This is a genomic window from Kribbella sp. NBC_00709, from assembly GCF_036226565.1.
In the GTDB taxonomy this organism is placed as follows: Bacteria; Actinomycetota; Actinomycetes; order Propionibacteriales; family Kribbellaceae; genus Kribbella.
The window spans coordinates 3,402,156-3,424,220 of the sequence record NZ_CP108996.1; the positions used below are offsets into that span (position 1 = coordinate 3,402,156).

The window sequence follows — 22,065 nt, forward strand, 5'->3', positions numbered from 1 at the left end:
AGGTGCGCCGGGAGGTTATGGCGGAGATGCGACGGGCGGTGGACGTGGGCCGGAGGCTCCCGGGATGGGTGGCTCTGGAGCGAGCGGCTCGCAGACAGGCGGTCCAGGCGCGGCGGGTCCAGGCATCGGTGGGCCGGATGCGAACGGATCTGACGTAGGTGGTGGCCCAGCCGTCGCCGGGTCGGCTGCGTCTGGTCTGCATGGCCCTGGGGCTGGTGAGGTCGGCGCGGGTGGGCCAGCCGATCGTGTGACCGCTGGAGGCGGTGCCGACGGAGCTGCGGCGGCTGGTGCTGCCGTTGGCGGGTCGGCTCCTGGTGCTTCTGCGCCGGGTGGCTCGGACGGCGGTGTGGCTGGGGAGTTCGGCGAGCCGGGGCAGGGAGGCGGTGCTGGTGCGGTCGGCGGCGCTGCGCTCGGTGGTGGCGCCGATGGCCGCGGTTCGGCGAGCGGCCTAGGAGCCTCTGCCGGTGGGTCAGGCGGGCCGGGGGCGGGTCGGGAGTGGGCGGACGGGGCGGGGAGTGTTGCGCTGCAGGAGCCGCCCGACTCGGAGTACGACGTACCTCCGGGGGTGGATCCGTGGGAGGGCGGGCGCGGTGGTGGCGCCGGCCAGGCGGCACCGGTAGAGCGGCGCGAGCAGGCGGCACCGGTCGATCGGCGGGAGCAGGCGGCTAGTAAGCGGCGGGCGGCGGAGGCTGCGGTGGCGGCTGAGCAGGCTCGGGCTGCGGCGCGGGCACCTGCTGTGCCTGAGGTGCCGTTGACGCCTGAGGAGGAGGCTGCCTCGATCGGCGAGGACGACGTGGTGCTGGATGACGATCCGCGGACACACACCGACCTGTTGAGGGAGACCCTCGGGGCGCAGATCATCACCGAAGAGCCCAACTGAGTTCAGCTGAAAATCACTCACACAGCCCTGTCCACAGCCGCGACCTCACCGTTGCGGCGGGTGTCCACACGATCCACAAACCTGTGGGAAAACCTGTCCACAAGCCTGTGGACAACCTTGGGGAGACTGGTCGGTTTCTGGGGGTGACTGGGCTTGTCCGGAGGACCGGCTAGTGTTGAGGCTCCGGCTGTCGGCAGCGTGTCGCGGCCGGGTCAGGCAGCTCGGGCTCGGGAGAGCGGTTCGGACGAGGAGATCGCAGTGTTCGACGGTGGCGGTGCTGGGGGCTTCGACATGTCCAACCTGCTCGCGCAGGCACAGGCGATGCAGAACCAGCTGATGGAGGCGCAGGCCGACCTGGAGGGTCAGGAGATCGAGGGCTCGGCCGGTGGCGGTCTGGTGACCGCCCTGGTGTCCGGCACGGGCGAGCTGCTCAGCCTGAACATCAAGAAGGAAGCCGTCGACCCGGACGACACCGAGACGCTGGCCGACCTGATCGTCGCCGCAGTGCGCGACGCCTCTGAGAATGCGAAGCAGGCTGCCGCCGCGGCGATGGGTCCGCTGGCCGGTGGGCTGGGCGGCGCGTTCGGTGGCGAGGGTGGTTTCCCGGGCTTCGGCGGCGGAGCACCGGCTGGGCAGTCGGCGCCGGCGGGTTTCGGCCTGCCCAGCGTGCCGCCGGCGGTCGAGTCCGGCGATGACGGCAGCAGTGAGCCGGGTGACGAGGGTCGTGGCGCTCAGGCCAGCGCGGACGACGAGAATCCTGGCGGCGTCGGATTCGTGAACCCGGGCAGCGGGACCGGCACGCCCGGTCAGAACCCGGTCTGACGTGTACGAGGGGGCCGTTCAGGATCTCATCGACGAGCTGGGGCGGTTGCCCGGAGTGGGACCGAAGTCCGCGCAGCGTATCGCGTTCCACCTGCTCGCGGCCGACGAGACCGACGTACGGCGGCTTGCGCACGTGCTCGTGCAGGTCAAGGAGAGGGTCAAGTTCTGCGAGATCTGCGGCAACGTCGCGGAGGAAGTGCAGTGCCGGATCTGCCGCGACCCGCGCCGGGACCTGAGCCTGATCTGTGTGGTCGAAGAGGCCAAGGACGTGGTCGCGATCGAGCGCACCCGCGAGTTCCGTGGCCGGTACCACGTGCTCGGCGGGGCGATCTCGCCGATCGAGGGGATCGGGCCCGACGAGCTCCGGATCAAAGAACTGCTCCAGCGACTGGCCGGCGGTGAGGTGATGGAGATCATCCTGGCCACCGATCCGAACCTGGAGGGTGAGGCGACGGCCACCTACCTGAGCCGCTTGCTGCGGCCCATGGGGTTGCGCGTCACCCGTTTGGCTAGTGGACTTCCTGTAGGCGGTGACCTCGAGTACGCCGACGAGGTCACACTCGGACGTGCGTTTGAAGGGCGACGATCGATCGATGACTGAACCAACAGATATTGCGGAACGTGCTTTGGCCACCGACAACGAGGACCTGACCGAGTTCGCGGAACAGATCGCCGACCAGGTCCGGAGCTTCCTGATCTCGGTGCGCGACATCGCCGCGCAGCCGGACGAGGACGGGATCGACGAGGGCCTCGCCTCACTGCCGTACCTGCTGCTCGAGGTGAGCCAGCTGCTGCTCGCCGGCGGCCGGCTCGGTGCGTTCGAGGACTTCGTCCCGGAGGAGCGGTTCGAGAGCGACGCCGGCCCGGATCCGGACCTGGACGCGATGCGGGACCGTCTCGCGGTGCTGTTCGAAGGCCTCGACGAGTACGCCGAGGTGTTCGACCCGTACGCCGCTCCGCCGGAGATCACCGTGAACCGGCTCTCCGACGACCTGACCGCGATCGCGACCGACCTCGTGCACGGCCTCGCGCACTACGAGGACGGCCGGGTCCTCGAGGCGCTGTGGTGGTGGCAGTTCTCGTACGTCTCCACGTGGGGCGCCGCGGCGAGCGCCGTACTGCGGGCCATTCAGTCGCTGATCGCGCACGACCGGCTGGAGCCGGCTCACGACGCGGAGACCGAGGCGACCGACCGTGAGCTGGTCGAGGTCGCGGAGGAAGCCGTCCAGCGCCGCTGAAGTTATCCACAGCTTCCTCCTGACCGCCCCACGCGAGGGTCCTCAGCCCATACGGTGAGGACTCGGTCACGGTCAGGAGGTTCGAGGTGCAGCAAGAACAACAACAAGTGGACGTCGGTGTGACGTTCAGGACCGGCCGCGTGCGTCCGCTGGTGGTCGCGGTGATCGCCACGCTGCTGACCGTCGCGCTGGTGCCATGGCAGCCGGACTTCGGCGAGTATCCGGTGACTGAGGCGATCCTGGCGGTCCTGGCCGCAACTTGTCTCTTTTTCGCAGTCCGGAGCTGGCGCGCGGTCTTGCGCGGACCTATCGGGCTACGGATGACCCCGGCCGAGCTGACCGTCACGCGGCGCGGCCGCGAGGTGAACATCCCGTGGCTCGAGGTCGCCGACATCCGCATCGACGGCGGGCCGAAGCGATCGTGGGTCGTTGCGCACCTCACGCCCGCGATCGACCCTGCGGACGTGCCCGTGTCCCGGCGCCGGGATGGTTCCTACCTGCTGTTCCCGGTGGCGCATGGTCGGTCGGGCAAGCGGCGCGCGAAGAGTCGGCGGCAGCTTCGGGACGCGATCCAGCTGAACGGGCTCCGCTACCTCGATGTCGTTTGAGGACGCGTCGTGGGACGTGAACGTCCGGGTCAGGTTGAATGGCGCGGGTGTCTGTTCATGAGGTGATTCAGCGGCTGCCGGATATCGACGTCGTTCGACGGGTCAGCCGGGCGCTGGCGGTGCTTGATCTGGTGCTCAACGAGGACGAACACACCAGGTACTACGAGTTCGACGCACGCTGGTCCGAGACCGAAGAAGCAGCGTTGATGCGTGACGGATCCGGCGACGAGTACTCGATCGTGTTCTCGCCCGGTGGCGCGTTCGCATACGGGTTCGACCATGAGTCGCCGATGTCGCCGTACGTGAACGACCACAAGCCGTGGCCCGGATTGCTCGATGGTGTGCCGGAGGTGTTCCACGCTGCGCGGGACGAGAAGGCCTTCAGTGACGAGGGCGTGCCGCGGGCGACCGTATGTTTCTGGCGTACGACGGACGACTCGGCCTGGCGCTCTGGGCCAGTGGAGAACGCCGACCGCGACGGGGCCGACTGGCTGTTCGAGCTCGTCGCCGATGGGCGACCGGAGGCGTACCTGACGTTCGCCGAGGACTACTACGAAATGGCGCTCGACCTCGAGCCGATCCGGCACGTGTACGCGCTGATGCCGCTGACGGAGTACGTCGTGACCTCGCTGAATCGGCAGCGCCGATTGAGCGATCTCGCGGACGGGATCGCCGAGATCGGTTACCCGCGGTCCTGAAGCGCGTTAGCGTGACGCCCGATGACAACGCATCCACAGGATCCGGCGGTGGTCGGGTCGTTCGCGATCCAGGGCCGGCTCGGCCGTGGCGCGATGGGTGCGGTCTATCTCGCGCGGTCGCCGGGCGGCCGGCTGGTCGCTGTGAAGGTGGTGCGCGACGAACTCGCCGGTGACTCGGCCTTCCGGGCCCGGTTCGCCCGCGAGATCGACGCCGCGCGGAAGGTGAGTGGCGCGTTCACGGCGGCGGTCGTCGACGCCGATCCGGATGCGGATCGGCCGTGGCTGGCGACGGAGTACCTGCCGGGACCGACGCTGCAGAAGGCGATCGAAACATCCGGGCCGTTGGCGCCGGCCGGGGTGCAGGCGCTTGCGAGTGGGTTGGCCGAGGCGCTGATGGCGATCCACGCGAGCGGGGTCGTCCATCGCGATCTCAAGCCGTCGAACATCGTGCTGACCGGCAACGGTCCGCGGGTGATCGATTTCGGCATCGCGCGGGCGCTGGAGGAGGCGAGTCTGACGGCGACCGGGATGGTGATCGGTACGCCGGGGTACCTGTCGCCGGAGCAGATCACCGGGACGGGGATCGGGCCGGGCAGTGATCTGTTCGCGCTCGGTGCGGTGCTGGTGTTCGCGGCGTCGGGGCGGGGGCCGTTCGCGACCGGGAGCCCGGCGTCGATGCTGCACCGGATCGTCAACGAGCAACCGCGCATCCCGCCGCTGCCGGGTCCGCTGCACGACGTCGTACGCCGGTGCCTCGCCCGCGATCCCGCCCAGCGCCCGACACCGATGGAAATCCTGCACCTGCTCGGATCGCCCGCCCCCACAGCCCTCCTGAACCCGCCCACGATCCCGCTGCCACCGCCAGCCCCGACAAGAGTCCTGCCGCACCCACAAACCCAACGTCATCCACAAACCCAAGGCCGCCCGCGAACCCAAGCCAGCCCACAGCCCCAGCTCGTCGGTGCGAGTTTCGCGACCAGCCGGGCGCGTCCGGCGGTCTTCGCGGCGATCACCACGTTCGTCGGTCTCGGATTCATCCCGTCCGACCCCCGTGTCCAAGCCCACCCCGCCCTCGCGACCCTCTACGGCCTGATCTCCCTCACCGCCTTCTACTTCGCGATCCGCCACTGGATCCTGGTACTCAGGCCAAAAGTCGTCCTTCGCCTGTCTCCACAGGGATTGACGGTCATCCGCGCGTACCGCGAAGCCACCATCCCCTGGTACGGCGTCAGCCGGCTCCACGTCGGCGGGGACAGCAAACGCCCCTGGCTGATCGCCTGGCTCGAACCGCCGTACCAGAACCAGCTCCCGGTGTCCCACCGCCGCCACCACGGCGGTCTGCGCATCTACCCGATCGCCCACGGCGCAACCCACACCCACCGCCGGACCCAGGTCAACGAACTCCGCGCCGCCCTCAACTGGTACGCGGGCCATCTCCACGACAATTCCTACTGATGAACATCCGAGCAGCCACCGCCGCGGACAGCGCCGCGATCAGCCAGCTCCTCACCGAGTCGTGGGGCAGCCACATCGCGGTCGCTCACGGAGTTGCGTACGACGCCACGACGCTGCCCGCCATCGTCGCCGAGGAGGACGTCCGGCTTGTCGGACTGCTGACCTACAACCTGAAGGATCAGGAGCTGGAGGTCGTCACGATCGACGCCCCCACGCAGCACCGTGGCGTCGGTACTGCGCTTCTCGACGCCGCGACCGAGGTCGCCCGCGCAGCCGGCGCCCACCGGCTCTGGCTGATCACCACCAACGACAACCTCGACGCCCTGCGCTTCTACCAGCGCCGCGGCCTGCGCATCGTCGACGTCAGACCCGGCGCCGTCGACGAGTCCCGCAAGCTCAAACCGTCCATCCCAAGCACTGGCGCGTACGGCATCCCCCTCCACGACGAGCTGGTCCTCGAGCTTCTAATCGGGCAGCATCGGCATCTCTAGCCCTTGCCGCTTGCCGAGCAGGATGCCGCGGGTGATCGCGTCGGTGCCGAACTTGTCCTTGACCTGATCGAGGGCGGAGTCGAGCTCGTTGTTCGCCGCCTTGTCGAACGGCAGGGCCAGCTGCAGGGCGGCCTCGTTCTCCAGGTTGCCGACGGAGATGCCGATCATGGTCAGGCCCTGGGCGGCGATCAGCGGGTTGGCGGTGCGGAGCAGAGCGCGGGCGGTGATCAGGATCGCCCGCGTCTGATCTGTTGCCTGGGGCAACGTGTGTGATCGGGTGGCGCGGGTGAAGTCGTCGAAGCGCAAGCGCAACGTGACCGTCCGGCCGGAGCGTCCGGCGCTCCGCAGCCGCCGAGTGACCCGGTCCACCAGGCCGGCCAGCACAGCGTCGAGGGTCGCCGGCGACTTCGGTGAACGGCCCAGTGCCCGTTGCGAACCGATCGACCGGCGCCGTCGCCCGACCTCGATCGGTCGTGGATCGCGGTTGTGCGCCAAGGCATGCAGGTGCCGCCCGGACGCCCGCCCGAGCATCGCGATCAACGCGGCCTCGGGCAGGATCGCGACGTCGCCGACCTTGGTGAGCCCGCGGCTGCGCAACTTCTCCGCGGTCACCTCGCCGACGCCCCACAGCCGCGAAACATCCAACGGATGCAGGAACTCCAGCTCCCGGTCCGGCGCGACCTCGAGCAGCCCATCGGGCTTCGCGACCCCGCTCGCCACCTTCGCCAGGAACTTCGTCCGCGCGATCCCGACCGTGATCGGCAGCCCGACGCGCGACAGCACCTCGGCCCGCAGCCGTCGCGCGATCTCCAGCGGAGTACCGCGGATCTTCCGCAATCCGGCCACGTCGAGGAACGCCTCGTCGATCGACAGTCCCTCGACCAGCGGCGTCGTGTCCTCGAACACCTTGAACACTGCCTTGCTGGCCTCGGAGTACGCCGACATCCGCGGCTCGACGATGATCGCGCCGGGGCAGCGGCGCAACGCCTGTCCACCGTTCATCGCCGTGCGCACGCCGTACGCCTTGGCCTCGTAGCTGCAGGCGAGCACCACGCCGGCGCCGACGATCACCGGGCGGCCGCGCAGGCGCGGGTCGTCCCGCTGCTCGACCGACGCGTAGAACGCGTCGAGATCGGCATGCAGGATGGTCGCATCACCCAAGGACACGAACACATGTTCGCATATACCACCGACAAAACGAGATAGGGAGAATTCCCGAAGCGGTGACCGACGATGTCAGGAAAGAATGCAGCTTATGGACCTGTCGGCGTACCGCGATCTCTGGAAGACCCATGGCGTGGTGGCGCTGCTGGCCTCGGCGCTGGTCGCGCGGATGCCGGTGCTGGCGACGATGGTCCCGTTGGCGTTCCTGGCGAAGGACGCCGCAGGCAACTTCGGCTGGGCCGGTGTGGTCGCGGGCGCCTACTCGGTCGGTACTGCGGTCGCCAGCGTGGTCTGGTCGCGCATGGCCGACCGTAAGGGTGCGCGGAAGGTCGTGATCGGCACCGGGATGGCCTGGGGGCTGTGGATGGCAGTGCTCGCCCTGATGCCCTACAGCTGGTACCGGCTGCTCCCGATCGCCGCTGTGCTGGCCGGTGTGTTCGTCTCGCCGGTCACCTCGGCACTCCGCGCCAACTGGCCGCGAATTGTGCACGGTTCCCGTCTACGGGCGGTCTACTCGCTGGATGCCACTGCGCAGGAGCTCCTGTTCGTCTTCGGCCCGATGCTCGGCGCGGTGATGGTCAGCTTCGCCAGTCCGCGCGCCGGCCTGCTGGCGTGTGCAGTCACGGCGGCGGCCGCGATCTGGTGGTTCGGCATGAACCAGCGGACCGACGTACCCCACGACGAGTCGGCCGGACCGCGTCCTACTGCCTGGCAGCTGATCTTCCATTCGCACCGTACGCCGATCCTGCTGGCCTGGGCGTGTCTGGTGATGGGGTTCGCGTCGATGTCGCTCGGCATGGTCGCCGTCGCCGACGAGCACGGCAACCGGCTGATCGCGGGCATCCTCGAGACGGTAGCGGCGGTGGGGAGTGTGACCGGTGGTGTCATCAACGGTGCGCTGCCCGGCGGCCGTACGTCGGCAGTGTGGCGGCGGATGCTGGTGTTCGCCGTGCTGGTCGCCCTCTGCATCTTCGCTGTGTCGTCCGTCGTCGCACTGGCGGTGGCGATGTTCGCGACCGGCTGCATGATCGCGCCGACGGTTGCCGCCCTGTACGAGCGTGTCGGGGCGCTGACGCCAACAGCCGCGCACACCGAGATCTTCGGCTGGACGCAGAGCGGCGGGATGGTCGGGTCCGCGATCGGCTCTGCCGTCGCCGGTGCGGTGGTCGAAGCGTTCGGCGTTCGCTACGCGTGGGTCCTGACGGCCGGCCTCGCCGTACTGGCGACCCTGTCCCTGCTCCGCGTACCGCCCCATCGGCCGGCGGACACCAGCGCCGTCGAGGGTACGGCGGTCGCGGCGTAGCGCACGCGATAGTTCGCCTCGAGTACGCCGCCATCGCGGGCGCACATCGAGATCAGTCCCAGCGAACGGCGATCCAGCAACATGCCACGGCCCGCGGCCACCGGGTGGATGAGCAGCGAGACCTCGTCGATCAGTCGCCACCGCAACAACGAGCGGACCAGCGACAGGCTGCCGATGACGTGGAGGTCGTCGCCTGGCACTGCCTTCAGTGCGGCGAGGACCCGGCGGGTGTCACCTTGCAGCATCTCCGTGCCGGGGCGGGCGACCACCGGACGGGATCCGATCACGAGGTTCCGGGTGCGCTCGAGTCCCTCGAGCGAACCGGCGTACCGGTCGAACGTCTTGCGGCCGAGCAGCACGGTGCCGGCTCCGGCGACCAATTCTGCGAGGGCGGGCCGGGGGTCGGGCAGCCACTGTTCCGGCCGTTCGACGATGCCGTCTTCGGACATGCACAGCCTGGCGACGATGTTCCGCATACCTAGCCAGATGCAGGCGACAGGCCGAAGGTTGTCAGTCCTTTCGGCGGCCGCGGTGCAGCTCGGTCTCGAGGGCGTCGAGCCGGTTGATCCAGAACTTGCGGTACCGGTCCAGCCAGGTGTCGATCTCGCGCAGCGGGCCGGGGTCCACGGCGTACAGCCGCCGGGTGCCGTCGACGGTCACCGTGGCGAACCCGTTGTCGCGCAGAACCCGCAGATGCTGCGACACGGCCGGCTGGCTGATGCCGAACTCGGCGCCGATCGTGCCGGCAATACTGCCGGCCGGCAGCTCGCCGTCGGCGAGCAGCTCAAGGATCCGGCGCCGGACCGGATCGCCGAGGATGTCGAACGCGTGCACCCGGCAAGTATTTCAGCGAAGACTTATATGAACAAGTCGCCGGACGGTTTCCGGTTGGCGCCGACCCGGACCGGGGAACCTTCCCGTGCGGGCGGCGATCTGCCGGACGGGTCCGCCCGGGTCCTGGTCAGGCGGTAGGCAACGGTCAGGTCACGGCTAGACTGACGGACGAGACTACGCCTGGTGCAACGCCGCACGGCGTACCGCAACCAGTGGTTTGAGGAGAAACACTGTGGGACGCGTCGTACACAAGTACGGCGGTTCTTCGGTCGCCGACGCCGATTGCATCAAGCGCGTGGCCCAACGGATCGTCGCGACAAAGAAGGCCGGGAACGACGTCGTGGTGGTCATCTCCGCCATGGGCGACACCACCGACGAACTGATGGACCTGGCCCAGCAGGTCTCTCCGCTGCCCCCGCCGCGCGAGCTGGACATGCTGCTCACCTCGGGTGAGCGGATCTCCGCCGCGCTGCTGGCGATGGCGATCGCCAACCTGGGATACGAAGCCCGCAGCTTCACCGGCTCGCAGGCCGGCGTGATCACGACGTCCGCGCACGGCAACGCGCGCATCATCGACATCACGCCGGGGCGGATCGAGGAAGCCCTGGGTGAGGGCCACATCGCGATCGTGGCCGGTTTTCAGGGCGTCGCCCAGGACACCAAGGACGTCACCACGATGGGCCGCGGCGCGTCCGATACCACCGCGGTGGCGCTGGCCGCCGCCCTCGAGGCGGACTACTGCGAGATCTACACCGACGTGGACGGCATCTTCACCGCGGACCCGCGGATCGTGCCGGCCGCCAAGCACATCCCGAAGATCTCCTACGAGGAGATGCTCGAGATGGCCGCCTGCGGCGCCAAGGTGCTCCACCTGCGTTGCGTCGAGTACGCGCGGCGCTACAACGTCCCCGTCCATGTGCGTTCCTCCTTCTCGCAGAAGGAAGGCACCTGGGTCGTCGATGCGAAGGAACTGGATGAGATGGAACAGGCGATAATCTCCGGCGTGGTCCAGGACCGCAACGAGGCCAAGATCACGGTCGTCGGCGTACCGGACAAGCCCGGTGAGGCGGCCCGGATCTTCGAGACGGTCGCCGGTGCCGAGACCAACATCGACATGATCGTGCAGAACGTCTCGGCGGTCGCCACCAACCGCACCGACATCTCCTTCACGCTGCCCCGCGTCGACGGCGCCCGGGCGATGTCCGCCCTGGCCCGGATGAAGGACGAGGTGGGCTACGAGCAGTTGCTGTACGACGACCAGATCGGCAAGGTCTCGGTCGTCGGCGTCGGAATGCGCTCGCACCCGGGCGTTTCGGCGAAGTTCTTCTCCGCGCTGGCCGACGCCGGCGTGAACATCGAGATGATCTCCACCTCGGAGATCCGGATCTCGGTGGTCGTGGACGAGAACCTGGTGGATGCTGCCGTGACCGCGGCGCACACCGCATTCGATCTGGACGACGAGCACACCCAGGCTGTCGTGTACGGAGGAACTGGACGGTGACCCCTGTGAGCGCTGTGGAGAACACGATCGATGACCGGGCGGGCCTGCCATCGCTGGCAGTGGTCGGCGCGACCGGGGCCGTCGGGTCGGTGATGCTGACCCTGCTCTCGACCCGGGAGAACGTCTGGGGAGAGATCCGGCTGATCGCGTCCGAGCGCTCCGCGGGCAAACGGTTGAAGGTCCGCGGCGAGGAGGTCGAGGTCGTCGCGATCACCGAGGACGCCTTCGACGGCATCGACGTGGCGATGTTCGACGTACCGGACGAGGTGTCGGCGCACTGGGCGCCGATCGCGGCCGCCAAGGGTGCTGTCGTGGTGGACAACTCGGGCGCGTTCCGGATGGACCCGGACGTCCCGCTGGTGGTCCCGGAGGTGAATGCCGAAGCGGCCCGGAACCGGCCGAAGGGCATCATCTCCAACCCGAACTGCACGACGCTGTCGATGATCGTGGCGATGGGCGCGCTGCACCACCGCTACGAGCTCGAGCAGCTCGTCGTCGCGTCGTACCAGGCCGCGTCCGGTGCCGGGCAGGCCGGTATCGACGCGCTCTACGACCAGCTCACCAAGGTGTCCGGCAACCGAGAGCTCGGCAGCTCGCCGGGTGACGTACGCCGCGTGGTCGGCAACGATCTCGGCCCGTTCCCGGCTCCGCTCGCGCTGAACGTGGTGCCGTGGGCCGGCTCGCTGAAGGACGACGGCTGGTCCTCGGAGGAGCTGAAGGTCCGCAACGAGTCCCGCAAGATCCTCGGCCTGCCGAACCTGAAGGTTTCCGCGACCTGCGTGCGGGTCCCGGTCGTCACCACGCACTCGCTGTCGGTGCACGCGCGGTTCGTGCAGGAGGTCGACGCCGACGGCGCCCGGGAGGTACTGCGGGACGCTCCGGGCGTGCTGCTGTTCGACAACCCGGCCGAGGGCGAGTTCCCGACGCCCGCGGATGTCGTCGGCACCGACCCGACCTGGGTCGGCCGGATCCGCAAGTCCCTCGACGACCCGAACGAGCTGGAGCTGTTCGTCTGCGGCGACAACCTGCGCAAGGGCGCCGCCCTGAACACCGCCCAGATCGCCGAGGTCGTCGCCAAGGAGTTCACCCCGGCAAAGGCCTGACGACAGGTTAAAAGGCCCGCACAGCCAGCTGTGCGGGCCTTTTGCGTGTCCTACAGCCAGTTTTCCCGGGCCGCGTGCAGGGCGAGCTGGAAGCGGGTGCTGGCGCCGGTGCGGTTCATCAGGCGTTCCAGGTAGCGGAAGAACGTGCGGCGGCTGATGCCGAGCGTGCGGGCGATGGTGTCGTCCGCGGCGCCGGTCGCCAGCAGCGCGAGCAGGCGGCGCTCGATCGGCTCCAGGCGGTCGTCCTCGGCGCCGACGGATGCGTGCAGCGGCAACGCGTTGCGCCAGCAGAGCTCGAACATCCCGATCAGCGCCGACAGCAGACTGCTCGGCCGGATGATCAGCAGCGACCGGTTCACATCGGTGTCGCGCACCGACATGGACACGTACGCGATCGAGCCGTCGATGATGGTCAGCTTCGCCGGCACGTCGGGCAGCACCCGGGCCTGCTCACCGGCCTCCACGCACGGCAGGATGTTCTCGGTCAGGTACCCCGGCACCTCGACCGACTCCGGCGAGTACACGACGCGGTAGGCGACGCCGCGCTTGAGGTGGTCGATCTCCTCCTGGTTCGGGCCGCCGATGTAGTACGGCGGTGAGTCGATCGCCAGGATCTCGCGCTGCGCACCACCCTTGATCTGGTGGATCCGCTCGATGATCGCGCCACCGGTCACGACCTCGATCAGGTGCGTGGTCGACTCGTTGTGCACGGTCCGGCGGAATTCGTCGTACGCGTTCAGGACCTCGATCCGGGCCTGCTTCAGCTCGGACTCCCGGCGCAGCGTCATCGCCTCGAGGCCCGCGTCCGGGGGCACCGGCAGATAGCGGGAGTGGTCCGAGCCGGACCGCCGGGCCAGGCCGGCCTGCACGAGACCGCCCAGAATGGAGTCGATCGGGCGTTCCCGGTCAGGGATCGCGTCATCCAGTTCGGTGATCGACGACGGGCCGGTCCGCAGCAGGTGCTGGTAGACCTCGATCTCGTCGTCGTTGAGCCCGAGCACCTTCAAATGGTCGGCACGCTCCGTGTCGGTTGCGCTCACTACGCTCCCCTCCCTTCCCAGTGCTGTCACCGTCCGCTACCGTCCCTCCAGCGTAGAGGGGGCGGTCCAGTGCCGTCGGCACTTTCCGTGTCGACGTGTATGCACGCAGCGATATTTGTTGTCCTGTCAGCATTCTTGTGCCGTGTCACCATCTGGCCACCATTTCCGCGCAGTTGTGAGCGAGAATTGAGGTCCAGCAGCCCGGCGACGGACCACCTGAGCGCCGCCGGGCTGCTGTTCCAATTCTGGCCCGAGTTGGCTGTCTCGTCAGCGGTGCCTGTTTCGGTTGGGTCTCGATCCCGGCGCATCGGTGCCCTCGCACTTCCGTGCCATCACCGGCTGTGCTGAAGGGTGTACAAACTGTGGCATCTCCAATCGTGAGGCCGATGAGGAGGAGAGCCCGATGCGACCGGTTCCGCCGTGTGCCGCCGCCGCCCGTGTCGGTGCTGCCGTCCCCAGCGCGCTGGCATCTTTGCAGGGATTCCACGTAGCGCTGTCCTCCACCGGCCTCCGGTCCGTCCCCACACCTGCTGCGCGCACCTGCCGGCGTCCGCAGCACCTCTGGGGACGGATTAGAGGGTTTGGCTCCCGCCAAACCCCAGGTGCGATGACCGCCGCCCTGGTCATCGTGCCGGCTGGTCCGGTACGGGTTGCGTCCGCTTCCGCCCATCGTGGATGCGCCGCCGGATCGATGGTGGAACCCCGGGAGGTGCAGACCGGTGCTCCGTGGATGGTGAGGCTGTCCATGGGGAGCGCGGATGTGATGTTGCGTGTCACGTCCGCCGCCCGGCTCGCTCCGGCCACGAAGCATCTCCTGGGGTCCCGCTCATAACATCTGTCTCCCGTGATCACAGCAGTCACGGGACCGGTGTGGCAGGTCACGTCAACTTCGCCTGGGTGCGTAGCGTCCTACCCCATGAATTGACCGCGATTTGACTTAGCCGCAAGGCGTTTTGGTCGTCGCTGGCTGTCAAATGTATATTCCGGATAACGATCGGCGAAGGACGACTCAAGTGTTGCTGCAGCAATGGCGTACGGGGTTTCGTAGCCGTCTGTGCGTCGTTGCTCACTAAGGAGGACCGCTGTGTCGTCGGCGTTGAAGCCGATCCGCTACTCTGCTTCCCGGTCTGCGTGGCCCGCCGTCGTACCGGGCGGCAACCGCCGAACCCAGGTGATCGGCCATCGTGGACCCAACTTCCGGCAGAGAGAGGCGTCGCCTGAATGAACGCGACTAGCGTCGACGAGGAGTTCAACCCGTCGGTGCATGTGTACGAACCGCACAAGGTCGGCCTGCCGGCGCTGCGTCCTTACTTCAAGGCACTGTGGCAGCGCCGGGAGTTCGCGGCCGAGATGTCCCGGACGAACATCCGGGCGGCCAACACCAACACCTTCTTCGGACAGGTGTGGCTGGTTCTGAACCCGCTGCTGCTGGCCCTGGTGTACTACCTGCTGACCGACATCATCGCCGGCGGGGGCGCGAAGGTCGGTGCCGCGGAGCGGTTCGCCCACATGTGCGCCGGCCTGTTCGCCTTCTACTACTTCTCCGGTGCGATGACGGCCGGCGCGGCCAGCGTGGTCGGCGGTGGCAAGCTGCTGATGAACCAGTCGTTCCCGCGGATGCTGCTGCCGCTGTCCGCGGTTCGGACAGCGTTCTTCCGCTTCCTGCCGACGCTGGTGGTGTACCTCGGGATCCACGTGGTCATGCGTCAGAAGCTGCACTGGCAGATGTTGCTCGCGCCGGCGTTCCTGATCATGCTGACGTTCTTCGCCGCCGGCATGGGCATGATCTTCGCCGCGCTGCAGGTGTACTTCCGCGACACCACCAGCTTCCTGCCGTACTTCGTCCGGATCTGGCTCTACATGTCGCCGGTGCTGTGGTTCGCCGAGCAGGCGCCGCCGAAGTTCAAGGGCTTCATCCAGTACAACCCGCTCTACCCGCTCCTGGGCGGCTGGGCCGACCTGCTGGTCAAGGGTGCGATTCCGAAGTGGCAGATGTGGGCCGGCGGTGGGTTCTGGGCGATTCTCGCCTTCGTGGTCGGTTCGTTGTTCTTCATGTCGAGGGAGCGTGAGTTCGTTGTCCGTCTCTGAGACCGAGAAGAAGCCGATGCAGAAGAGCACGTCGAACGTTCCGGCCGTCAAGGTGCAGGACGTGTCCATCACCTACCGGACCACGTTCGAGCGGGTGCCGACCTTCAAGAGCGCACTGGTCCGGTTCGGCCGCGGCGAGCGCGCGGTCCGCGAGGTCAAGGCCGTCCAGAACGTCTCGTTCGACGTCAACCACGGCACCACCATCGGCATCATCGGCGCGAACGGCGCCGGCAAGTCGACGCTGATGCGTGCGGTCGCCGGCATCCTGCCGCCGACCTCGGGCCGGATCGAGGTGCACGGCCGGGTCTCCACGCTGCTGTCGCTGGGTGTCGGCTTCAACGCCGCCCTCTCCGGCAAGGAGAACGTGATCCTCGGTGGTCTCGCGGCGGGCCTGAGCCGCAAGGTGATCGAGGAGCGGTACGAGGAGATCTCCGAGTTCGCCGAGCTCGGTGACTTCATGGAGATGCCGATGCGGACGTACTCGTCCGGCATGTTCAGCCGGCTGGCGTTCTCCGTCGCGGTGCACATGGACCCGGACATCCTGCTGATCGACGAGGCGCTGTCCGCCGGTGACGCGTCGTTCAAGAGCAAGGCCGCGGCCAAGATGGGCGAACTGGTCACGAACAGCCGGACCATGTTCCTGGTCAGCCACGCGATGAGCAGTGTCCGCGAGATGTGCAACGACTGCATCTGGTTGCACAAGGGCAAGCTGATGATGCGTGGCGAGCCCGACGAGGTCATCCAGGCCTACACCAAGTTCCTGCAGGTCGGCGAAGCGGAATCCGTCTCACTCGAGGACCTCTGACCAATGTCACGCAGCACGGCGCCGGACGTGGGGATCATCACGACCGGTCACGACGTGGCCGACGCGCGTCTGCACAAGATCACCGCGGCCCTGCAGCAGCGCGACCTCACGGTCGAGCTCTGGGGCCTCGGTGAGGCTGCCGGCGGGCCCGCGGGTGCGATCGTGCACGCCGGGCCGCGCGGCACGATGGTGCAGCGGCTGGCCCGGACCGCCGTGCTGCCGTGGCGGACCAACGCGAAGGTGGTGATGACGGTCGATCCGGACATGATCCCGATCGCCCGTCTCGTCACCGGGCTGCGGCGGCGCAAGCTGGTCGTCGACGTCCACGAGGACTACGAACGGTTGCTGGCCGACCGCGCCTGGGCCAAAGGCCTGGCCGGGCTGCCCGCCCGGTTGATCGTCCGCGCCGGGTCGAAGCTGGCCGCGGGCGCCGACCTCACCGTGGTCGCCGACTCACACCTGGCGCCGCACCAGGCGAAACACCGCCTCGTGGTGCAGAACCTTCCAGACCACGGCTTCCTGGCACCGGCTCCGGCCACCGGCGCACCGCGCGCGGTGTACGTCGGTGACCTCCGGGCCAGCCGTGGACTCTTCGACATGGTCGAGACCGTCGCTGCGGCGCCGGACTGGTCTCTCGACCTGGTCGGCCCGGTCGCACCGTCGGACCGGGACCGGCTCGAGGCCCGGATCACCGAGCCCGAGTTGGCCGGCCGGGTCCGGCTGCACGGGCGCCAGCCACCTGCGGACGCCTGGCGGATCGCACAGGGTGCCTGGGCGAGCCTGGCCATGCTGCAGCCGACGCCGGCGTTCGTGGAAGCGATGCCGTCCAAGATCTACGAGTACCTCGCCAGCGGTCTTCCCGTGCTGTCCACCCGGCTGCCCCGGCAGACCCGGGTGATCGAGGAGTCCGGTGGCGGAGTCCTGGTGGACTCGGTGGCGGAGGCCGCCGAGACCTTGCGGCGCTGGTCCGCGGACCCCGGTGAGCTGGAGAAGTTGCACGACCACGCGCTGCAGTGGGCGGCGGAGCACCTGCCGACCAACACGCCGTACGACGACCTGGCCGACGCGATTCTCAATCTCTTAAGAGGCCGCCCAACTCTTCCGAAAGGCAGGGCATGACCGACCGCCCTCACCTGTTGTACGTCGCCTGGGGCTTCCCGCCCTGCCGGGGCGGCGGTGTCTACCGGGCACTGGCTACGGCCAACCGGTTCGCCGCGCTCGGCTGGAAGGTGACCGTGCTGACGGCCGACCGCGACACGTTCTTCCGGTTCACCGGTGCGGACCTGACTCTCGAGGAGCGGGTCGACCCCTCCGTCGAGGTGGTCCGGGTTCCGTTCGAGTGGCCGATCCTGGAAGCGGACCTGCGCAAGTGGTCCAAGCGCCGGGCGCAGAACCCGAAGCTGTGGAGCAAGTGGCGCACCAAGCAGGACCAGATCCCGTTCCCGGAGACCGGGTACGGGCCCTGGCGCTCGGTGATCGAGAAGGCCGCCGAGCAGATCCACAAGACCAGCAAGGTCGACCTGACGGTCGCCACCGCGAACCCGCATGTCGCGTTCACCGCGGCGTACCACCTGCACAAGAAGTTCCAGGTGCCGTACGTGATGGACTACCGCGACGCCTGGCTGCTGGACGTGTTCACCGGCGACCGGCTGCACGAGCCGAACAGCCGCGCGGCCAAGTGGGAGAAGAAGCTGGTCGAGTCCGCTCGCGAGGTCTGGTTCGTGAACGACCCGATCAAGGAGTGGCACGAGAAGCTCTATCCGGCGCACGCGGCGAAGATGCACACGGTCGCGAACGGTTTCGATCCTGACCTGGTGCCGGACACCGACGACCGGGGCGCGGTCACCGACCGGCCGCTGGTCTTCGGGTACGTCGGGACGGTGTCGCCGAAGGTGCCGCTGGCCGAGTTCGTCGAGGGCTGGAAGCTCGCCAAGGAGCAGTCCGAGGAGCTGGCCGGCGCGAAGGCGAAGATCCACGGCTACCTCGGGTACTACGCGCAGCCGCGGGCGGACATGCTCGCCACGATCAACAGCGCGTCGGAGGCCGGGGTCAGCTACGAGGGTCCGGTCGGCAAGGCCGAGATCGCCAAGGCGTACGACGAGTTCGACGCCCAGTTGCTGATGCTGGGCAAGGGGCGGTACGTGACCAGCGGCAAGGTGTTCGAGTACCTCGCGACCGGGTTGCCGGTCGTGTCGGTGCACGACCCGGAGAACGCGGCGTCCGACGTACTGCGGGGTCATCCGCTGTGGTTTCCGGTGGCGGACGTGACGCCGGAGTCGATCGCGGCAGCGCTGGTCGAGGCGGCGCACGCGGCCCGCACGGCGGACGAAGGGATCCGGGCGAAGGCGCGCGAGTTCGGCGCGTCGTACCGGCGGGATCTGCAGCTGGATCCGCGGATCGAGTCGCTGGCTGCGTCGGTGAAGGGGGTAGCGGCATGAACACCGTCGTACTGCTGTCGACGCGGCGGCTTCCGCCGACGTACTTCGACCAGGTCCGCGAGGATCTCGGCGACCAGAACATCACCATCGACGTGGTCGGCTGGGTAGCCCCGTCCGCGTGGGTGGCCGACAAGGTCAACACCTTCACCCTCATCGGCCCCGGCCGCATGCCGGCCCAACCGGCCCCCGAGCCGGAGCCGGTCGCAGAGTCCACCGACGAAGCCCCGGACGCCGTCATCGCCCCCGAGGCCGTGGCCGACCCGGAGTCAGTCGTCGCCGACGAGGCCAAGGTCGCCCCGGCCGCCGCACAGGTCGCCGCCGCCGAGCCTCAGCCCAAGCCTGCTCCGAAGCCGCGGCCTACCGGGGCCAAGCGGGTTGTGAAGGCGGTGGAGTGGCGGGCTCGCCGGGCTCGTAAGGTCGCCGGGCGGATGTTGCCTAAGGCAATTAAGACGTCGGCGCCGGTGAAGTTCCTGCGCGGGCAGCGGGCGACGAGTGATCTCGGTAAGACGTACTGGGAGCGGGTGCTGACCCGCCGCGACGTGATGGCGACCATCGACAAGGCCGACGTGGTCGTGGCGCTGGATGCCGGTGCCATCTGGGCCGGCTGGAACCTGGGCCAGCGGAAGGCGAGCACCCCGGTGGTGCTCGGTCTGCCGGCCGCCCGCCGGGAGTTCGACCAGCTGAGGGCACCAGCAGGTAATGGGTGACACGATGACGGTGACGCGTTCGATCCGCGAGCACCTGCCGGCGCCATTGGCCCGGACCGCGGGAGCGGTCCGGCGGCGCCTGCGCGGCTTGCGGTACTCGTACGCGCAGCTGCCGGCGTTCCCGCCGGTCGCGACGACGCCGGTGCGGATGCTGGTCGGACCGACCAACTCCGCCGGTCAGGGCCACGCCTGGGCACAGGCCGCCAAGACCGTCGAAGGCGTCGACGCCGTCTCGTTCGCCCTGCACCGCAAGGGGCAGTTCCAGTTCGCCGTCGACTACGGCGTACCGCTGGCGTGGTTCGGCCAGCCGCGCTGGCAGCGCGCCCAGCAGCAGTACGTCCTGTCGAACTACACGCACGTGATGGCCGAATCGCTGCGTCCGCTCTTCGGCGCCCGCGGTTACTCGGACGCGTCCGCCGACATCGAGGCGATGCTCGGGAAGGGCCTCAAGGTCGGGCTGTTGTTCCACGGCTCCGACATCCGCCTGCCGAGCCGGCACGCGAAGCGCGAGCGCTGGTCGCCGTTCACTCCAGGTGACGAGCTGACCGAGCGGCTCGAGACCCAGGCCCGCCGGCACGCCGAGCTGGTCGCGTCGCTCAAGCTTCCCGTCTTCGTCTCCACGGTCGACCTGCTGGACGACGTACCGGACGCGCAGTGGCTGCCGGTCGCGATCGACCCGGCGCCCTGGCAGCAGGCGGCCCGGCCGTTGTTCAGCCACGGCAAGCCGGTCGTCGCCCACGTCCCGTCGAACGCGAAACTCAAGGGCACCGAGGAGATCGACGCCGTTCTGACCGCCCTGCACGACAGCGGGCAGATCGAGTACCGGCGGATCACCGGCGTACCGCACAGCGGCATGCCGGCCGTGATCGGTGACGCCGACATCGTTGTCGACCAGCTCCGGATCGGCCTGTACGGCGTGGCGGCCGCGGAGGCGCTGGCGGCCGGGCGGATCGTCGTTTCGTACGTCGGTGACGCCGTGCGCCAGCGGGTGCGTAGTCTGGCCGAGCGAGAGGTGCCGATCGTGGAGGCGGATCCCGACACCCTGGGTGATGTCGTCACCGGTCTGATCGCCGATCGTGACGCCGCCGCCGAGCGGGCGGCAGCCGGCCCCGGTTTCGTGGCGGAGCTGCACGACGGACGCCGCTCGGCCGAAGTACTCAAGACCTGGCTCATTTCGAAGGAGACCCTGTGACGTCCCGCATCGCGCCATCCGCCGACGTCGACGACAGCGCCCGGATCGGCGACGGATCGTCGGTCTGGCACCTGGCCCAGATCCGCGAGAACGCGGTGCTCGGCAAGAACTGCATCGTCGGCCGCGGCGCCTACGTCGGGACCGGGGTCCGGATGGGCGACAACTGCAAGATCCAGAACTACGCGCTGGTGTACGAGCCCGCGTCCCTCGAGGACGGCGTGTTCATCGGGCCGGCCGTCGTACTCACCAACGACTACTTCCCGCGCGCGGTGAACCCGGACGGGTCACCGAAGAGCGGGCACGACTGGGAACCGGTCGGGGTGACGATGAAGGAAGGCTGCTCGCTCGGTGCGCGCAGCGTCTGCGTGGCTCCGGTCACCATCGGCCGCTGGGCGACTGTCGCCGCCGGCGCGGTGGTGACCAAGGACGTGCCAGACTTCGCGCTGGTCGCCGGGGTTCCGGCTCGTCGGCTCAAGTGGGTCGGCAAGGCCGGAGTTCCGCTGCTCGACGTCGGGAACGGCGAGTGGAAGTGCCCGAACACGGGCGAGATGTACATCGAAACCGACGGGCGGCTGCGGCCGGCCGAAGAAAACCTGGAGGAGAACTGATGGTGCAGCCGATTCCGGCCGCGAAGCCGATCATCGGGAAGGAGGAGCGCGAGGCCGTCGACCGTGTCATGCAGTCCGGCATGCTGGCCCAGGGCCCCGAGGTAGCGGCGTTCGAGCAGGAGTTCGGCGCAGCGCTGGTCTCCGGCCGTGCGTGCGTCGCGACGAACTCGGGCACGTCGGGTCTCCACCTCGGCCTGCTGGCCGCGGGCGTCGGACCGGGTGACGAAGTCATCGTCCCGTCGTTCACCTTCGCCGCGACCGCGAACAGCGTCGCGCTGACCGGTGCCACCCCGGTGTTCGTCGACATCGAGCCGACGTACTTCTGCCTGGACCCGAAGGCGGTCGAGGCAGCGATCACCGAGAAGACCAAGGCCGTCATGCCGGTGCACCTGTTCGGCCACCCGGCCAACATGACCGCGCTGCAGGCCATCGCCGACAAGCACGGCATCCAGATCTACGAGGACGCCGCGCAGGCCCACGGCGCCACCTGGAACGGCGCGCCCGTCGGCTCCTTCGGCGAGTTCGCGATGTTCAGCCTGTACCCGACCAAGAACATGACGTCGGGTGAGGGCGGCATGAACTCGGTCGCGAACGCCGACCTCGAGCGCCGGATGCGGCTGTTCCGCAACCAGGGCATGCTCAAGCAGTACGAGAACGAGGTCGTCGGCCTGAACAACCGGATGACCGACCTGCACGCCGCCATCGGCCGGGTGCAGCTGACCAAGGTCGGCGGCTGGACCAAGCAGCGGCAGGAGAACGCGGCCTTCCTGGACGCGAACCTCGCCGGTGTCGGCGTCCCGGCGGTCGCCGCCGAGGCCAGCCACGTGTACCACCAGTACACGATCCGGGTGACCGAGGACCGCGACGGCTTCGCCAACGCGCTGCGGACCGAGTACGGCGTCGGCTGCGGCGTGTACTACCCGATCCCGAACCACCGGCTCCCGTCGTTCCAGCGTGAGCTGGACCTGCCGGAGACCGAGAAGGCCGCGGCCGAGGTGCTCTCGCTGCCGGTCCACCCCTCGCTGTCCGAGGATGACCTGAACCGGATCGTGGCCGCGGTGAACACCGTGGCGAAGGCGGGTGCGTGACG

22 protein-coding genes are annotated in these 22,065 nt (G+C 68.7%); 18 read left to right on the plus strand and 4 right to left on the minus strand.

What is annotated here, in order from left to right; genetic code table 11:
• Positions 1-1,138: 1,138 nt before the first annotated feature.
• The 7 genes from OHA18_RS16865 to OHA18_RS16895 all read left to right on the plus strand — a co-directional run bounded on the left by OHA18_RS16865 (position 1,139) and on the right by OHA18_RS16895 (position 6,192).
• Positions 1,139-1,702: a YbaB/EbfC family nucleoid-associated protein gene (locus tag OHA18_RS16865; RefSeq protein ID WP_329005048.1), complete on the plus strand. Its 564-nt coding sequence runs from the start codon at positions 1,139-1,141 to the stop codon at positions 1,700-1,702.
• Between the two features lies 1 nt (position 1,703).
• Positions 1,704-2,303, plus strand: a complete 600-nt coding sequence (gene recR / locus OHA18_RS16870) for a recombination mediator RecR (RefSeq protein ID WP_329005049.1) — start codon at positions 1,704-1,706, stop codon at positions 2,301-2,303.
• Positions 2,296-2,940 (plus strand): DUF5063 domain-containing protein, encoded by a 645-nt coding sequence (locus OHA18_RS16875; RefSeq protein WP_329005050.1) that lies wholly within the window; start codon positions 2,296-2,298, stop codon positions 2,938-2,940. The genes recR and OHA18_RS16875 overlap by 8 nt, the downstream gene beginning before the upstream one ends.
• Before the next feature lie 119 nt (positions 2,941-3,059).
• Positions 3,060-3,548 carry a hypothetical protein gene (locus OHA18_RS16880; RefSeq protein WP_329005051.1) on the plus strand — a complete coding sequence of 163 codons (489 nt, stop codon included), beginning with the start codon at positions 3,060-3,062 and terminating at the stop codon, positions 3,546-3,548.
• Between the two features lie 38 nt (positions 3,549-3,586).
• Complete coding sequence (locus tag OHA18_RS16885) at positions 3,587-4,246, plus strand: hypothetical protein (protein ID WP_329005052.1); 660 nt, start codon at positions 3,587-3,589, stop codon at positions 4,244-4,246.
• Positions 4,247-4,267: 21 nt separating this feature from the next.
• On the plus strand, positions 4,268-5,701 hold the full coding sequence (locus OHA18_RS16890; protein ID WP_329005053.1) for a serine/threonine-protein kinase: 1,434 nt from the start codon (positions 4,268-4,270) through the stop codon (positions 5,699-5,701).
• Complete coding sequence (locus OHA18_RS16895) at positions 5,701-6,192, plus strand: GNAT family N-acetyltransferase (RefSeq protein ID WP_329005054.1); 492 nt, start codon at positions 5,701-5,703, stop codon at positions 6,190-6,192. Before OHA18_RS16890 ends, OHA18_RS16895 begins: the two co-directional genes overlap by 1 nt.
• Here the strand turns inward: OHA18_RS16895 and dinB are convergent.
• Positions 6,166-7,359, minus strand: a complete 1,194-nt coding sequence (gene dinB, locus OHA18_RS16900; RefSeq protein ID WP_329005056.1) for a DNA polymerase IV — start codon at positions 7,357-7,359, stop codon at positions 6,166-6,168. The genes OHA18_RS16895 and dinB overlap by 27 nt on opposite strands.
• A gap of 88 nt (positions 7,360-7,447) precedes the next feature.
• Between dinB and OHA18_RS16905 the strand changes: the two genes are divergently transcribed.
• Positions 7,448-8,659, plus strand: coding sequence for an MFS transporter (locus OHA18_RS16905; protein WP_329005057.1), 1,212 nt, complete (start codon positions 7,448-7,450; stop codon positions 8,657-8,659).
• Here the strand turns inward: OHA18_RS16905 and OHA18_RS16910 are convergent.
• On the minus strand, positions 8,542-9,135 hold the full coding sequence (locus OHA18_RS16910) for a dihydrofolate reductase family protein (protein WP_329005058.1): 594 nt from the start codon (positions 9,133-9,135) through the stop codon (positions 8,542-8,544). The two genes, OHA18_RS16905 and OHA18_RS16910, sit on opposite strands and share 118 nt — an antisense overlap.
• Positions 9,136-9,169: 34 nt before the next feature.
• On the minus strand, positions 9,170-9,493 hold the full coding sequence (locus tag OHA18_RS16915) for an ArsR/SmtB family transcription factor (protein WP_130445872.1): 324 nt from the start codon (positions 9,491-9,493) through the stop codon (positions 9,170-9,172).
• Between the two features lie 232 nt (positions 9,494-9,725).
• Between OHA18_RS16915 and OHA18_RS16920 the strand changes: the two genes are divergently transcribed.
• Together OHA18_RS16920 and OHA18_RS16925 are read left to right on the plus strand one after the other, a co-directional pair.
• Positions 9,726-10,994 carry an aspartate kinase gene (locus OHA18_RS16920; RefSeq protein ID WP_329005059.1) on the plus strand — a complete coding sequence of 423 codons (1,269 nt, stop codon included), beginning with the start codon at positions 9,726-9,728 and terminating at the stop codon, positions 10,992-10,994.
• Positions 10,991-12,097, plus strand: coding sequence for an aspartate-semialdehyde dehydrogenase (locus tag OHA18_RS16925; protein ID WP_329005060.1), 1,107 nt, complete (start codon positions 10,991-10,993; stop codon positions 12,095-12,097). Before OHA18_RS16920 ends, OHA18_RS16925 begins: the two co-directional genes overlap by 4 nt.
• A gap of 50 nt (positions 12,098-12,147) precedes the next feature.
• Here the strand turns inward: OHA18_RS16925 and OHA18_RS16930 are convergent, their stop codons facing one another.
• Positions 12,148-13,137: a helix-turn-helix domain-containing protein gene (locus tag OHA18_RS16930; protein ID WP_329005061.1), complete on the minus strand. Its 990-nt coding sequence runs from the start codon at positions 13,135-13,137 to the stop codon at positions 12,148-12,150.
• A gap of 1,221 nt (positions 13,138-14,358) precedes the next feature.
• Between OHA18_RS16930 and OHA18_RS16935 the strand changes: the two genes are divergently transcribed.
• Genes OHA18_RS16935 through OHA18_RS16970 form a run of 8 tightly spaced genes read left to right on the plus strand, consistent with a single transcriptional unit; the run spans position 14,359 to position 22,063 of the window.
• On the plus strand, positions 14,359-15,225 hold the full coding sequence (locus OHA18_RS16935; RefSeq protein WP_329005062.1) for an ABC transporter permease: 867 nt from the start codon (positions 14,359-14,361) through the stop codon (positions 15,223-15,225).
• Positions 15,212-16,030 (plus strand): ABC transporter ATP-binding protein, encoded by an 819-nt coding sequence (locus OHA18_RS16940; protein ID WP_329005063.1) that lies wholly within the window; start codon positions 15,212-15,214, stop codon positions 16,028-16,030. The genes OHA18_RS16935 and OHA18_RS16940 overlap by 14 nt, the downstream gene beginning before the upstream one ends.
• 3 nt (positions 16,031-16,033) lie before the next feature.
• Positions 16,034-17,149: a glycosyltransferase gene (locus OHA18_RS16945; protein ID WP_329005064.1), complete on the plus strand. Its 1,116-nt coding sequence runs from the start codon at positions 16,034-16,036 to the stop codon at positions 17,147-17,149.
• Positions 17,146-18,468 carry a glycosyltransferase gene (locus tag OHA18_RS16950; RefSeq protein ID WP_329005065.1) on the plus strand — a complete coding sequence of 441 codons (1,323 nt, stop codon included), beginning with the start codon at positions 17,146-17,148 and terminating at the stop codon, positions 18,466-18,468. The genes OHA18_RS16945 and OHA18_RS16950 overlap by 4 nt, the downstream gene beginning before the upstream one ends.
• Positions 18,465-19,175 (plus strand): hypothetical protein, encoded by a 711-nt coding sequence (locus OHA18_RS16955; RefSeq protein ID WP_329005067.1) that lies wholly within the window; start codon positions 18,465-18,467, stop codon positions 19,173-19,175. The genes OHA18_RS16950 and OHA18_RS16955 overlap by 4 nt, the downstream gene beginning before the upstream one ends.
• A gap of 4 nt (positions 19,176-19,179) precedes the next feature.
• Complete coding sequence (locus OHA18_RS16960) at positions 19,180-20,367, plus strand: hypothetical protein (RefSeq protein ID WP_329005068.1); 1,188 nt, start codon at positions 19,180-19,182, stop codon at positions 20,365-20,367.
• Positions 20,364-20,975 carry an acyltransferase gene (locus OHA18_RS16965; RefSeq protein ID WP_442914393.1) on the plus strand — a complete coding sequence of 204 codons (612 nt, stop codon included), beginning with the start codon at positions 20,364-20,366 and terminating at the stop codon, positions 20,973-20,975. The genes OHA18_RS16960 and OHA18_RS16965 overlap by 4 nt, the downstream gene beginning before the upstream one ends.
• Positions 20,972-22,063 (plus strand): DegT/DnrJ/EryC1/StrS family aminotransferase, encoded by a 1,092-nt coding sequence (locus OHA18_RS16970; protein WP_329006122.1) that lies wholly within the window; start codon positions 20,972-20,974, stop codon positions 22,061-22,063. Before OHA18_RS16965 ends, OHA18_RS16970 begins: the two co-directional genes overlap by 4 nt.
• The last annotated feature ends 2 nt before the right edge of the window (positions 22,064-22,065 follow it).

Bases quoted from the DNA above. Each gene is read 5' to 3' on its own strand.
- OHA18_RS16875 (WP_329005050.1), top strand. From the start codon at position 2,296: ATGACTGAACCAACAGATATTGCGGAACGTGCTTTGGCCACCGACAAC.
- OHA18_RS16885 (WP_329005052.1), top strand. From the start codon at position 3,587: ATGGCGCGGGTGTCTGTTCATGAGGTGATTCAGCGGCTGCCGGATATC.
- OHA18_RS16890 (WP_329005053.1), top strand. From the start codon at position 4,268: ATGACAACGCATCCACAGGATCCGGCGGTGGTCGGGTCGTTCGCGATC.
- OHA18_RS16895 (WP_329005054.1), top strand. From the start codon at position 5,701: ATGAACATCCGAGCAGCCACCGCCGCGGACAGCGCCGCGATCAGCCAG.
- OHA18_RS16905 (WP_329005057.1), top strand. From the start codon at position 7,448: ATGGACCTGTCGGCGTACCGCGATCTCTGGAAGACCCATGGCGTGGTG.
- OHA18_RS16910 (WP_329005058.1), bottom strand. From the start codon at position 9,135: ATGCGGAACATCGTCGCCAGGCTGTGCATGTCCGAAGACGGCATCGTC.
- OHA18_RS16935 (WP_329005062.1), top strand. From the start codon at position 14,359: ATGAACGCGACTAGCGTCGACGAGGAGTTCAACCCGTCGGTGCATGTG.
- OHA18_RS16945 (WP_329005064.1), top strand. From the start codon at position 16,034: ATGTCACGCAGCACGGCGCCGGACGTGGGGATCATCACGACCGGTCAC.
- OHA18_RS16950 (WP_329005065.1), top strand. From the start codon at position 17,146: ATGACCGACCGCCCTCACCTGTTGTACGTCGCCTGGGGCTTCCCGCCC.
- OHA18_RS16955 (WP_329005067.1), top strand. From the start codon at position 18,465: ATGAACACCGTCGTACTGCTGTCGACGCGGCGGCTTCCGCCGACGTAC.
- OHA18_RS16960 (WP_329005068.1), top strand. From the start codon at position 19,180: ATGACGGTGACGCGTTCGATCCGCGAGCACCTGCCGGCGCCATTGGCC.